This is a genomic window from Paraburkholderia phymatum STM815 (assembly GCF_000020045.1).
GTDB classification, from domain to species: Bacteria; Pseudomonadota; Gammaproteobacteria; order Burkholderiales; family Burkholderiaceae; genus Paraburkholderia; species Paraburkholderia phymatum.
On the sequence record NC_010623.1, the window covers coordinates 1,046,958 to 1,060,193 of the forward strand.

13 protein-coding genes are annotated in these 13,236 nt (G+C 62.3%); 7 read left to right on the top strand and 6 right to left on the bottom strand.

Features of this window, described 5'->3' with window-relative positions:
- Positions 1-144 precede the first annotated feature (144 nt).
- Both BPHY_RS20415 and BPHY_RS20420 read left to right on the top strand, forming a co-directional pair.
- A complete protein-coding gene (locus tag BPHY_RS20415) occupies positions 145-990 on the top strand; it encodes an IclR family transcriptional regulator (protein ID WP_012403348.1) in 846 nt (281 codons plus the stop codon).
- Positions 987-1,796: an IclR family transcriptional regulator gene (locus tag BPHY_RS20420; protein ID WP_012403349.1), complete on the top strand. Its 810-nt coding sequence runs from the start codon at positions 987-989 to the stop codon at positions 1,794-1,796. Before BPHY_RS20415 ends, BPHY_RS20420 begins: the two co-directional genes overlap by 4 nt.
- 395 nt (positions 1,797-2,191) lie before the next feature.
- Here the strand turns inward: BPHY_RS20420 and BPHY_RS20425 are convergent, their stop codons facing one another.
- Genes BPHY_RS20425 through BPHY_RS20435 form a run of 3 tightly spaced genes read right to left on the bottom strand, consistent with a single transcriptional unit; the run spans position 2,192 to position 5,000 of the window.
- Complete coding sequence (locus tag BPHY_RS20425) at positions 2,192-3,055, bottom strand: MurR/RpiR family transcriptional regulator (RefSeq protein WP_012403350.1); 864 nt, start codon at positions 3,053-3,055, stop codon at positions 2,192-2,194.
- A gap of 57 nt (positions 3,056-3,112) precedes the next feature.
- Entirely contained in the window at positions 3,113-4,177 is a 1,065-nt protein-coding gene (locus BPHY_RS20430) for an ABC transporter ATP-binding protein (protein WP_012403351.1), read from the bottom strand.
- A gap of 49 nt (positions 4,178-4,226) precedes the next feature.
- Entirely contained in the window at positions 4,227-5,000 is a 774-nt protein-coding gene (locus BPHY_RS20435; protein ID WP_012403352.1) for an SDR family oxidoreductase, read from the bottom strand.
- 298 nt (positions 5,001-5,298) lie between these two features.
- On the opposite strand from BPHY_RS20435, the gene BPHY_RS20440 reads away from it, so the two are divergent.
- From BPHY_RS20440 to BPHY_RS20460, 5 genes are all read left to right on the top strand, one after another.
- Entirely contained in the window at positions 5,299-6,531 is a 1,233-nt protein-coding gene (locus tag BPHY_RS20440; RefSeq protein ID WP_012403353.1) for an ABC transporter substrate-binding protein, read from the top strand.
- A gap of 211 nt (positions 6,532-6,742) precedes the next feature.
- Positions 6,743-7,633 (top strand): carbohydrate ABC transporter permease, encoded by an 891-nt coding sequence (locus tag BPHY_RS20445; protein WP_041764442.1) that lies wholly within the window; start codon positions 6,743-6,745, stop codon positions 7,631-7,633.
- A gap of 8 nt (positions 7,634-7,641) precedes the next feature.
- Positions 7,642-8,475, top strand: coding sequence for a carbohydrate ABC transporter permease (locus BPHY_RS20450; RefSeq protein ID WP_041765199.1), 834 nt, complete (start codon positions 7,642-7,644; stop codon positions 8,473-8,475).
- A 260-nt stretch (positions 8,476-8,735) separates the two neighbouring features.
- On the top strand, positions 8,736-9,173 hold the full coding sequence (locus BPHY_RS20455) for a carboxymuconolactone decarboxylase family protein (RefSeq protein ID WP_012403356.1): 438 nt from the start codon (positions 8,736-8,738) through the stop codon (positions 9,171-9,173).
- Positions 9,174-9,358: 185 nt separating this feature from the next.
- The gene (locus BPHY_RS20460; RefSeq protein ID WP_012403357.1) at positions 9,359-10,069 is read left to right on the top strand and encodes a dienelactone hydrolase family protein; all 711 of its coding nucleotides are present in this window, start codon (positions 9,359-9,361) and stop codon (positions 10,067-10,069) included.
- A 228-nt stretch (positions 10,070-10,297) separates the two neighbouring features.
- Here BPHY_RS20460 and BPHY_RS20465 read toward each other — a convergent pair whose 3' ends face one another.
- The 3 genes from BPHY_RS20465 to BPHY_RS20475 all read right to left on the bottom strand — a co-directional run bounded on the left by BPHY_RS20465 (position 10,298) and on the right by BPHY_RS20475 (position 13,194).
- Positions 10,298-10,738, bottom strand: a complete 441-nt coding sequence (locus tag BPHY_RS20465; protein ID WP_041764444.1) for a hypothetical protein — start codon at positions 10,736-10,738, stop codon at positions 10,298-10,300.
- Between the two features lie 190 nt (positions 10,739-10,928).
- Complete coding sequence (locus tag BPHY_RS20470; protein WP_012403359.1) at positions 10,929-11,744, bottom strand: class I SAM-dependent methyltransferase; 816 nt, start codon at positions 11,742-11,744, stop codon at positions 10,929-10,931.
- 118 nt (positions 11,745-11,862) lie between these two features.
- Entirely contained in the window at positions 11,863-13,194 is a 1,332-nt protein-coding gene (locus BPHY_RS20475; protein WP_012403360.1) for an ATP-binding protein, read from the bottom strand.
- Positions 13,195-13,236: the final 42 nt, after the last annotated feature.

Genomic DNA, 13,236 nt, shown 5'->3' on the forward strand with positions numbered 1-13,236 from the left:
TCGTGCCGGCGTAATTTCATCTTAGACTCTGTCTGTTATTTGTCAATGGCTAACTGTATCGCTATACGCTAATTTAGAGTTAACCCTGGCGGCGGGATCGTGAGCCGGGCCGGGATAGCGGTTCCGGGCGGGCGTTCGTTTAACATGGATCTTTTTTCGGCACGGATGGATGGCGCGAGCGGCATGGCGAAGACGGCAAAAGACGGCGAAACGGGCGCGGGCAAGCCGCAGCGCGGTATTCAGAGCGTCGAAGTGGGCGGACGGGTGCTGCATGCGCTCGCGAAAGCCCGCGCGCCGCTCGCGCTATCCGATCTGGCCGCCGGCGCCGACATCGCGCCGGGCCAGGCGCATGCGTACCTCGTGAGCCTCACGCGGCTCGGACTGATCAAACGCGATGAGTTGACGGGGCGCTACGAGCCAGGTCCGCTGTCGTTGCGGCTTGGTCTGATGCAGTTGGCGAACCAGCCTGCGTTTCGCGCGGCAGTGCCGCGCGTGGCGGCACTTGCCGAGGCGATCGGCTTCAGCGTCGCCATCTGCACGAGGGGGCCGCAAGGTCCGACCATCGTTCGCTATGAGCACGCGGGCTTTCCGCTGCATGTAAACCTGCATGTGGGCACGGTGATGTCGCTGCCCGCCACATCGACGGGACGGGTGTTCTGTGCGTTCCTCGCAGCCGACGCATTGCAGACGATGTGGGCGAACCAGTCGGGCGGCACGGACGATATGGTCGCGGCGGCGAATCGCTCGTCATTCGATGCGACGCTCGCTGCGATTCGCGAGCGCGGCATCGAACGGGGCATCGATGCGCCGAGTCCCGGCATCAGCAGTCTTGCCGCACCGGTGTTCGATGCCGACGGGCAGTTGTGCCTCGCGTTGACGGTCATCGGGCCGAGCGGCGCGATCGACGTGGATTGGAGCGGTCCCATTGCGCGCGGGCTCCACGAGACGGCTCGTGACATCGGCGCGGACATCGCATCGCAACGAATATGACGGAAGCATTGAATACTTCATCGTCGGCAGGCGGCGACGCGAAGCAGCAGCGCGGCATCCAGTCGCTGGACAGCACGGGCGAATTGCTGAGCGCCCTTGTGTCGGCGGGCAAACCGTTATTGTTGCGCGATCTCGCGGCAGCGGCGGGCATGCCGCCCGCGAAGGCGTTTCCTCATCTGGTGAGTTTGCAGAAGATCGGCTTGCTGAGCCGCGATGCGTCCGGCTGCTTCGAAGCGGGGCCCCTTGCTTTCGAACTCGGGTTGATCGGATTGCAGCGCTTGTCGCCGACGCGCGAAGCCGAGCCGGAAATCGTCGACCTCGCGGTGACGACGGGCATGAGCGTCGCGATGGCGGTATTGGGTCCGCTTGGGCCGACTGTCGTGCGGCTCGAAGAGTCGGCTCGGCCGTTGCATGTGAGCTTGCGGGTGGGTACGGTGATGTCTCTCGTCAATACCGCGATTGGGCGCGTGTTTGGCGCTTTTATCGCTGATGATGTGAGGCAGGGTCTGCTTTTGCAGGATTCGTTGCGGCTTGCTGGTGTCGAGCGCGCCGATGTTGTTGATGCTGCTTACGACGAGCGGCTAGCCGTGATTCGCGAGCAAGGCATCGATACTGCGCTCAATAAGCCCATTCCTGGGATCAATACGCTAGCGGCGCCTGTGTTCGATCACACGGGTAGCATCGTGGTTGTTATCGCCGTAATGGGCACGGCTGGGAGCTTCGATAGCGATACGCACGGCGGCGCAGCGCGGACGCTGATTGCGGCGACGCAGCGGTTGTCGCGGAGGTTTGGGTTTGTGGTTTGATGGTGTTTCATGTCTGCGACGCAGTCGCCATTCCGGTTTCTGGCTGGCTTCCGCGGTTTCGGCTCTGGTGTCCCTGCGCGCATCTCTCTTAAAACGCAGTCCGTGACGCGGGAATGTGAAGCGGGTGAGGCGTCAGTTAGCACGCTGGCAATGCACTTGAAATAGCGCGTTGCCGCGTGGAGGTCGGGGACGTTGAGGGCCCGTGGGCAAACACAGGGGCTGGCGGTGTGAGCGGCTTTCTTTTGCCTACTTTTCTTTGACCGCGGTAAAGAAAAGTAGGTGCCGCCCCGCACAGGGGCAACGCCAGCAAACCAGAAGCAAAGCGCGGATGCCGGCGAAAAAAGGCGCACGCCAGCAAAAAAACAGCGACCGCCTCGCAGACGAAAAAAACCGGCTCACTGCGGCTCATCTTCAGCCGCCACATCCCCCAATCGTGCCTTGGCATTGCGCATCTTCTCGAGCGTAGAAGGCTCGAGCCTAAGGGCGACACCGATGGCAAGCGCATCCATCACACACAGATGCACGAGCCGGGACACGCCTGGCGTATTCGGATCGATGGGGCTCGGCACGCGCAGAAGCAAAGGAATATCGACAAGCCAGGCGAGCCGGGAACCCACATTGGTCAAGGCAATAGTCGTTGCACCGCGCTCCTTGGCAATTTGCATGCTCTCATTCACCTCAACACTACGTCCCGAATGAGAAATAGCAAACGCGACATCGCCAGGTTCCAGCAAGCCTGCATAAAGCCGCTGCAGATGCGCATCAGTAAAAGCAGCCGCGGCGATATCGAGCCTCAAAAACCGCAATGCCGCATCTTGTGCAACGAGTCCGGACCCCGAGCCAACACCAAAAAAATACACCCGCCGCGCGCCGGTCAAAGCAACCAGCGCAGCATTGACGGCGACAGGATCGATCGCGCCGCGCGCCTGGGTGATACCCTCCACAGCCGCTTCGCCGACCTTGTCGAATAGCGTCTGCGCATCGTCGTCGCGTGCGACCGCCGTCGACGCATACGGCATCCCGCCCGCCACGCTCTGCGCCAACTGCATCTTGAAGTCGCGCAAGCCATGCGCGCCCACCGCACGGCAAAAACGCGTCACGGACGGCTCCGAGACATCCGCGCGCTGCGCCAGCTCGGTGATGCTCGCGCGCATCGCGAAGTCGACATCGGACAGCACCATGTCGGCGACCTTGCGCTCGGCAGGCCGCAGCGATTCGAGCGCGCTGCGGATGTGAGGAATCAGGTTCGGTGCGGACACCCGTGCGTTCCTTTCGATGGAAGGTGAATCAGCGTCGTGCGATCCTGTCGCTTGCCGTCAGCCCAATCTGCGTCCACTCTCCGTATCGAACAGATGCATGTGCTGCTCGGGAAAGCGCACCGTCACGCGCTGACCGGGCTCGATCGACGCCCGCTCGCGCGTCGTCACGCACCACGACGCGCCGCCGATCTTGCCGTACAGATGCGTTTCCGCGCCCGTCGGCTCGATCACCTCGACATCCATCGGAATGCCTTCAGTCGATGTTTCGATGTGCTCGGGCCGCACACCGAGCGTTACTTTCGCGCCGGGCGTCACGGGTGCGCCGGGCAGCCGTATCTGCTCGCCGTCACCGAGCTTCAACGCAACGCCGTTCGCCGCGCTCACCACTTCGCCCGCGGAAAAATTCATCGACGGCGAACCGAGAAAGCTCGCGACGAAAAGATTCGCCGGCCTGTCGTAAAGCTCCAGCGGACGCCCGATCTGCTCGATGCGCCCCGCGTTCATCACGACGATGCGATCGGCCATCGTCATCGCTTCAATCTGATCGTGCGTGACGTAGATGACCGTGTTCTTCAACCGCTGATGCAGCGCCTTGATTTCCGTGCGCATCTGCACGCGGAGCTTTGCATCGAGATTCGAGAGCGGTTCGTCGAACAGGAACAGCGACGGCTCGCGCACCACCGCGCGCCCCATCGCGACGCGCTGGCGCTGACCGCCCGACAGTGCGCGCGGCAACCGGTCCAGATAACCGCTCAGGTTCAGCATCTTCGCGGCAGCCTCGATGCGCGGCTTGAAACTCGTCGACGCTTCCTTGCGGATGCGCGGGCCGAACGCGATGTTGTCGTAAACGGACAAATGCGGATACAGCGCGTAGCTCTGGAACACCATCGAAATATTGCGCTGCTGCGGCGCCAAGCCGTTCGCGCGCGTGCCGCCGATCGTCAGTTCGCCGCCGCTGATTTCCTCGAGTCCCGCGACCATCCGCATCAGCGTGCTCTTGCCGCAACCCGACGGGCCGACCAGCACGACGAACTCGCCGTCGTCGATATGCAGGTCGATGCCGTGCACGACCTGCGTGTCGCCGTAACGTTTGTAGATTCCGCTCAGTTCCACTGCTGCCATGCTGTCCTCACCGTCGTTGCATGTTCTCTTTCGTGCCTTGTCTCAGGCGCTAAAGCGATTCGAGCGTCAGGTCTTCCGCCATCAGCCGGTTGCCTGCCATCAGGCCGCCATCGACGGGCAGCACGACACCCGTGATCACGCGCGCCATCGGCGATGCGAGAAAGAGCACGGCGTCGGCGATATCGTCGGGGGTCGCGAAGTCGCGCAGCGGGTACCACTTCCGGAGATCTTCGAAGACTTGCGGGTTCTTGTCGACGCGCGCCTGCCACGCCTTCGTCTTCACCGTCCCCGGACACACGATGTTCGCGCGTATGCCATAGCGGCCAAGCTCGATCGCGAGCGACTTCGTATAGCTGATGAGTCCCGCCTTGGCAGCGCTGTACGCGGGATGGCCGAGCGCCGTCATGCCGTTCACCGAGCCGATCAGCACAATCGATCCCGTCTGGCGCGCGATCATCGACGCACGCACCGCCTCCACCGTGTGGTATGCGCCGTTCAGGTTCAGGTGCACATCGCGTTGCCAGCTCGCGGCGTCCGTCTTCGCGAGTGTCATGCCTTCAGCTGCACCCGCGTTCGCCACCAGCACGTCCACGGGGCCGCGTGCAGCCACCGCCTGCGCGACGCGGTCGCGCACGTTATCGGCGTCGGCCAGATCGACAGCGACAGGCGTCACGTTCGCAGCGCCCAGTTCCGCAACCAGCTGATCGAGCGCCGCCGTATCGACATCGAGCGCGAGCACCGTCGCACCGTCCTCGACGAAACGCCGGCACAACACGCTGCCGATCCCGCCGCATGCTCCCGTCACCAGCACGACACGCTTCATGTTTTGTCCTCCCGCGCTTCCCGGCAGCCGACGCGCAAAACATGCCGCCCACCTCCGCGCGTGAAAATTTCCTACATACTGAACATTTTCAGGCCCGGAAAGCATGCACGCGTTACAAACACCGCGTACCCCGCACCGCACAAAAAAGGCCATCATTTACAGCATCTTATGCAAAAAACCAGCGGACAAAAAATATCGTCGGCCCTACGTGACAACATTTTTTTTCGTGTGTAGGATTTTTTCAAACAATTCAACCCAAGCGGCCGGCTACGGCGGCGGACCACCCAGGAGAGACGAAATGTCGTTGCATGCACGTGCTTCCCTTACGCTCGGCAAAGTCGCCGCAGCGCTCGCGTTTGCAGGTCTAGCCCTTTCGGCGCACGCCGACACGGTGCGTGTGACGGTCGCTCACTACAGCGACGCGACGGCACCGTACTTCGAGAAAATGGCCCGCCAGTTCGAGAAGGCCAATCCCGGCACGACGATCAAGATCGAAGACGTGAACTGGGACACGTTGCAACAGAAGCTGCAAACGGATATTTCGGGCAATGCCAACGCCGACCTCGCGATCGTCGGCACGCGCTGGCTGCTCGATTTCGTGAAGGACGACGTGGCCGAGCCGCTCGACGGCTACATGGACGCGAACTTCAAGAACCGCTTCATCGGACCATTCCTCGCGCCGGGTCAGATCAACGGCAAAACGTACGGCCTGCCTATCGCCGCTTCGGCTCGCGCGCTCTACTACAACAAGGATCTGCTCGCGAGCGTCGGCTATCCGAACGGCCCGAAGACGTGGAATGACGTGATCGACGCGTCGAAAAAACTGAAGGCGAAGGGCGTTGCCGGTTTCGGCCTGCAAGGCAAGGAAATCGAAACCGACGTGTACTACTACTACGCGCTGTGGACCAACGGCGGCGACGTGCTGAACAAGGAAGGCAAGGCGGGTTTCGATTCGCCAGCGGGCATCAAGGCGGCGACGCTGTACAAGTCGATGATCGACCAGGGTCTGACACAGCAAGGCGTGACGGGCTACAGCCGCGAAGACGTGCAGAACCTCTTCAAGCAAGGCCGCGTCGCGATGATGATCTCCGCGCCGTTCCTCGCAAAGCAGATCAAGAAGGAAGCGCCTAACCTGAAATACGGCATCGATCCGCTGCCCGTCGGCACGAACGGCGCCACGTACGCCGTCACCGACTCGATCGTGATGTTCAAGAACTCGAAGGTGAAGAAGGACGCGTGGAAGTTCCTCGACTATCTGTTCACGAAGGAACCGCGCGTCGAGTTCACGAGCACGGAAGGCTTTCTGCCGACGACGAAGGCGGAAGCAGCCGACCCTGCATTCAACGATGCGGACACGAAGGCGTTCATTGCGCTGCTGCCGCAAGCGCGTTTCGCGCCGACGGTGACGGGCTGGGAAGACACCGCGAAGGCCGTGACGAACGCCATGCAGGCCGTGTATCTCGGCAAGGCCAAGCCTGATGACGCGCTGAAGCAGGCCGCGAATCAGGCGAACCAGGCGCTCGGCCACTGAGCCCTTGCCTTGACGATCCGTTGGCGCAGCACCGGAAGCCGCATCGATTCGACGCCGATGCGGCTTCATATTCGATAGATGCGCGATCAACGCGCGATAAGCACACGATGAGCACGCTGCCCCTTCACACGAAGCGCTGGGTGCATCCGGCTCATTCCGTCCTGAGGGCTTCATGAGTTCCAACGCCCAAGCATCCGCCGATCGAGCAGCCATGAGCCGTTCCATCGCACCACGCGCCACAGCGCCGTGGTGGCTGATTGCGCCAAGTCTGATCCTCGCGCTGTTCATCATCAGCTACCCGATCTTCAACATCGTGTGGCAATCGCTGCACGACGTATCGCGCTTCGGTGCGATTCGCGATTTCACCGGACTGAAGAACTTCTTCACGGTGTTTGCCGACCCGGTGTTTCTCGATTCGCTGCGCCGGACCGTCGTATGGACTGCATGCGTGGTGGGCGGCACCGTGATCATTTCCGTGCCCGTCGCGCTCGTGTTGAACCAGGACTTTCATGGCCGCGGCATTGCCCGCACGATCATCATGCTGCCATGGTCCGTGTCCCTGACGATGACGGCCGTCGTATGGCGCTGGGCATTCAACGACGACTACGGCATGGTCAACGTCACGCTGCAGCGGCTCGGTCTGATTGGCGGCCCGATTCACTGGCTTGCGACGCCCGAACTCGCGTTCCCCGTCGAGATCGCAGTCGGCATTCTCGTGTCGATTCCATTTACCGTGACGATTCTGCTGGGCGGCCTGTCGTCCGTGCCCGGCGATATTTACGAAGCCGCGCGGATCGACGGCGCGAGTTCGTGGCAGCAGTTCCGCCAACTCACGCTGCCCCTGTTGCGCCCGTTCGTGAACATGGCGATCCTGTTGAACGTGATCTACGTGTTCAACTCGTTCCCGATCATCTGGGTGATGACGCAAGGCGGACCGGACAACGGCACGCATATTCTCGTGACGTATCTGTACGAACTCGGCTTCAGGCTCGGACGTCCCGGCCAGGCTGCAGCCGTGTCGCTCGTGATGCTCATCATGCTGTTCGTGTTCTCGGTGCTGTATCTGCGCGTGCAGCCGTCGAAGGAAGGAGAACCCGCTTGAACACGAAGATGAAACGCACCGTGTGGTGCTGGCTCGCGCTGTCGCCGCTTGTCGTGGTCGTGCTGTTTCCGTTCGCGGTGATGCTCTTTACCGCGTTGAAGCCCGCGCAGGAAGTGTTCATATATCCTGCGCGCTGGCTCCCGGTGCACTGGCAATGGCAGAATTTCGCCGATATGTGGACGGCCGCGAACTTCGGCGTCGCATTGCGCAACAGCACGGTCATCAGTCTGCTCTCGACGGCGCTCGCGCTCGCCGTCAGCTTGCCCGCCGCGTACGCGCTCGCGCGCTTTCCGTTTCGCGGGCGCGGCTTGTATCGACAGTTTCTGCTCGTCACGCAGATGCTCTCACCGATCCTGCTAGTGGTCGGCCTGTTCCGGCTCGCTGCGATGATTCCATACGGAGACGGCAATCTCGTCGATTCGAAGATCGGCGTGATCGTATCGTATGCGGCGTTCAATATTGCGTTTGCGGTGTGGATGCTGTCGTCGTACTTCCAGACCGTGCCGCGCGATCTGGAAGAGTCGGCATGGCTGGAAGGATGCAGCCGCACGCGCGCCGTGTTCAAGGTGTTCCTGCCGCTCGCCGTGCCTGCCATCGTCGTGACGGCCATCTTCACGTTCATCAACGCGTGGAATGAATTCGCCGTCGTCTATACGCTGATCCGCTCGCCCGAAAACAAAACGCTTACCGTGCAGGTCACCGATATGGTAGCGGGCAAGTATGTTGTCGAATGGCATCTGGTGATGGCCGCGACGCTGTGCGCGACGTTGCCCGTGTCGATCGTGTTCGCGTGGCTGCAGCGCTATCTGGTGAAAGGTCTCGCGCTCGGCGCGGTCAAATAACCTTCTTCTGTCTGTCATTCAAAGACCGCCGGTAACCGGCGGCTCTTCGTCTGCCTCGTCTCCCGGCCTCGTAGAGTCGCTCCGCGACGACAGGCCCATTGTAGACGCCGCCCTGCTATTCATGAGCGGAACGCGCGGGCGCCCCGCCTCCAAAGTGGTCACCCGAAATTGCCGGAAATTGGCCATTTAATATGGCCAGTTTTGCGCCTAATCTTCGTGTGTCGCGCAAGCCAATGCGCATTCTCACCGAGGAACCGATCATGGAACAACGTCTCGACTTCTACAAAGCCAACCCGCATGCGATCAAGGCACTACTCGCGCTCGAAGAGCGCATCAACAAGAGCGACCTCGAAAAGTCGCTGACGGAGCTGGTGCGTCTGCGTGCATCGCAGATCAACGGTTGCGCGTTCTGCGTCGACATGCACACCACCGATGCGCGCAAGGGCGGCGAAACGGAGCGGCGTCTCGCGACGGTCGTCGTATGGCGCGAAACGCCGTTCTTCACGGCACGCGAACGCGCGGCGCTGGAATGGACGGAAGCGCTAACGCTGATTTCGCAGGATCACGTGCCCGATGCCGTGTGGGACGCCGTCAAGCCGCATTTCAGCGAAGCCGAACTGGTCGATCTGACGCTGCTGGTCTCGGCGATCAATGTATGGAACCGCTTTGCGATTTCGTTCCGGAAAATGCCGGCGTAATGGGTACGTCCACGTAGTATGTGCTGTGTGAGACGGGAGTCATGGCCTCGTGCGTGCGAGTCGTACGCATATGGCCTGCAAGCGTATGCCGCTTGCAGTGCGCTTTCATTTCCGGCCAGTCCGTGAACCTGCATTTGGCGCACGTTGGCGCTATGCTAATGGGTCCATTCAACAGGAAGACAACCATGAACACGACGACGGGATCCATGATCGCTTTTAGCCGCCCGGATGGCAAAGAATTGCAAGGCTATCTTGCTGCGCCCGAGAAAACGGAAGGCGCGCCGGCAGTGGTCGTCATTCAGGAATGGTGGGGCTTGAACGACCAGATTCGCGGTGTCGCGAATCGTCTCGCAGCTGCCGGCTACTTCGCCCTCGTGCCCGATCTGTATCGGGGCAAATCGACGGTGGAAGAAGAAGAGGCGCATCATCTGATGGACGGACTCGATTTCGGCGACGCCGCATCGCAAGATATTCGCGGAGCCGTGCAGTACCTCAAGCAGCGCTCTGGCCGCGTCGCCGTGATGGGCTACTGCATGGGCGGCGCGCTGACCTTCCTCACGCTATGTCAAAGCCCGGAGGTATCGGCGGGCGTGGTCTTCTACGGCTTCCCTCCGCTGGAATACATCGACGCGTCGAACATCAAGGCACCCGTGCTTGCGCATTGGGGTACGCAGGATGCGTTCTTCGCTGCCGCGACGGTAGACACGCTGGAGACCAAGCTGCACGAAGCGAACGTCGACGTCACATTTCACCGCTATCTCGCGCATCACGCGTTCGCCAACGAAACGGCCGTCGGCCCGAGTCGCATCGCCGGCACGCAGTACGACCCCGTCTGGTCGCAAATGGCGTGGGACCGCACGCTGACTTTCTTCGGACGCACGCTTTGGGAAAAGTAAGCGGATAAACAAGGCCTGCGCGGCGTGGCGAATCGGTCGCGGCACCCATTCGTCCGATGAAGCCTGCGAAAGAAGGGAATTACGTCAATCGGACCTTCAAATCGCGATTATCCCGTTCTTGATCCGCCGCAATCGCCCGCGATGATTTGTCGTGGGCCCCTGCCGGACCCGGCCCGCACGCCCGTGAGTCCGCGCTGCCACGAGCCCGCGGGCGCCCAGCGCACCGGTTCAGTCGTCGTGATGGTGACGCTTGTGCTTGTGGTGATAGCCATAGCCGCGCGAATAGTCGTCGGCATAAGAGTTCGAGCGTGAAATGTTGCCGCCGAGCGCGGCACCCGCGCCGCCGCCGAGCGCTGCGCCGATCAGACCGCCTCCGCGACCGCCCATTGCGTTGCCCGCAGCCGTGCCTGCGCCGCCGCCGAGTGCGCCGCCGATGATGGCACCCGTGCGCTCGCGGCGGTTCGATGTCACCGCACCGCCCGCGCCGCCGCCGACCGCACCGCCGATCACGGCGCCCGTGCTGCCGCCGACTGCACCGCCCAGCGCTGCGCCGGCCACGCCGCCGAGCGCGCCGCCAACCGCATTGTTCATATCGCCGGCCATCGCCGGCAACGAAGCCGCAGCCGTCAGCGCTGCAATAGCCACCATCTGAATGATTCGCTTCGACATAGTCAGGTCAATAGTTTTTGAGACGGCGCGAGTATAACCGCCCGTCCGAAAGCCCTTGGTAACGCCGCCCAGTCCGACCGGTAAGAGGTGTAACAATTTCCAGACGGGATCGGTCGAAACGCCCTGCCTGCAAGGCGGACGCGGCTTTCCACCCATCGTTACACGTCGCGGCACACACCATTTCGGGCGTTTAACGTTGTGCGGTGACGACGTGCGCTTGAAGTTTCCCGGCGATTGCGCTATTCCCGAAGCGCTTGCGGATCGCCGCCGCGCACACCGATGTCGCCTCGTCGAGCGTCGCGCGCTGGCGGGCCTCGATTTCGCCGCGCAGCGGCGTCCCCTGGCAGAACGCCAACGCCGCGACCGCTGCCGATTCGGCGCAGCCGCGTTTCGCGATCGTCTCGATGCGCGGCGGCGCGCCAAAGCCGGCGTCCGCGAGATCGCGCGCGATAGCGTTCGTGTCGCTATATCCGTGCGGCACGCGCTGCATGAAGCGCGGCGGATCCGTAGGGAACAGCGTGTCGAGCGCGGCCGAGACCGTTTCGGTCACCGTGTTCTCCTCAATCCGGTCCCAGACGTTGAACAGCAGCACGCCGCCCCTTCGCAGCACACGCCGCGCTTCGGAAAAGCCGTGCGGCCGGTCGGGGAAGAACATCGCGCCGAACTGGCAGACGATGAGATCGAAGCTGCCATCGTCGAATGGGAGTTGCATCGCGTCGGCCTGCTGCCATGTCACCGTCCTGCTCGTACCGGACTGCGCGGCGCGGTCGAGCATCGCCTGGTTGAGATCGGTCGCGATCAGTTCGACCTGCGGCGGCAGAACGTCCGCCATCGCCCGCGTGACGACGCCCGTGCCTGCCGCGATCTCCAGCACGCGCGACACCTCGATCGCCCCGAGGCGGCTGCCGAGATCGCGCGCATACGGTTCGAACAGCATGGGCACGAGGTAACGCTCGTAGATGTCGGGTATCGAGCCGGTAAAGCCTGTGTCGTTGGATGTGGTCATCGAACGCCTCCCTTTGTCGCGATCAAGGCATGTCGTCATTCAAACAGCTTAGGCCGGTTTCTTCGACGGCTGGAACACCTGCTTCACACAACTCGACGACTTCGCGCTCACACTGCGCTCACTTTCGCAATGGATGCCGATAGCAGGCGCGCAATCCGCCGTCGACATTTTCCAGCAGAAGCTGACCGCCACTGCGCCGCGCGATTTCCGACACGATCGAAAGGCCGAGCCCGCTGCCCGCTGCGACGGTGCCCGGCATCCGGTAGAACGGTTCGAGTACGCGCAATAGCTGATCGTCGGGGATGCCCGGTCCCGTGTCCGTCACTTCGATGAGCAGATCCCCTCCGTGGCGCGTGACCGATACATCGACCCTGCCGCCCTCCGGCGTGTAGCGAACCGCGTTGTCGACGAGATTTCGCAATACGACGGCAAGCGCCGGAACATCGGCGATCACTTCGATATCGTCGACCTTCTCGAGCCCGAGATCCACCTGCTTGCTCTGCGCCATGTCGACAGCATTGACGACGGCATCGCTGGCCAGCTGCCGAAGGGAAACGACCGACGGCTCCATCGTGGATCCATGCTGTGAACGTGCAAGTGCGAGCAGCTGTTCGACGAGCCGTACGGTGCGCCGCAACGCTGCCTGAAACCTGATGAGCCGTTCCCGCGCCACATGAGGATTGTCCGCGGCCCCCAGATGCTCGGCCTGCAGAGATAGCGCCGCGAGCGGCGACCGCAGTTCGTGCGCGGCATCCGCGATAAATCTTCGCTGCTGCGACATGGCGTCCTTGAGCCGGCCGATGAGCCGGTTGATCGACGTCACGAACGGCAGCAGCTCTTTGGGGATGTCCTGCTCGGACAGCACGTCGAGCGTGGCATCGTCCTGCTGATCCACGACCTGCGCGAGACGGCGAAGCGGCAACAGCATCCGGCGCACCAGCACGATCACCACGGCAATCAGAACAGGCGTGAGGGCGAGCATCGGAAGCAGTGTTCTCAATGCGCCGTCGCTCGCGATTTCGTCGCGGACATCCGAACGTTCCGCGACCGAGATGCGCTCGCCATTCGCCAACTTGCGCACGCTGACGCGCCAGTTCTCGTTCCTGACCTCGACGTCATGCATGCCGTCCGGAAGCGCCGACAGCAAGGAAACAGGAAGAAACCCGTCCGATTCCGTCGAGGGCTTGTCAAGCCGCGTAATGACGAGTCTCACATCCGCATCTTCACTGTCGTGCCACACTGCGGCCGACCGCTTCAGATCAATTTCCCCGTTATCGATCAGCGCGCCGATCTCGCGAAGGTGACCGTCCTGCAGCTTGTTTGCCTCGACAGAGGCAGCGAGGAACGACATCACGCAGGCAGCGATGCTCAGCGCCACGATCACGCACGCGATCCACCACGTCAATCGCACCGCAATGGACCGCGAAGCGCGTTCCCTCCGATCATTCATTCGACACCTCTTCTTGTCGGGAACTGCTACGTCGCTGCTGTG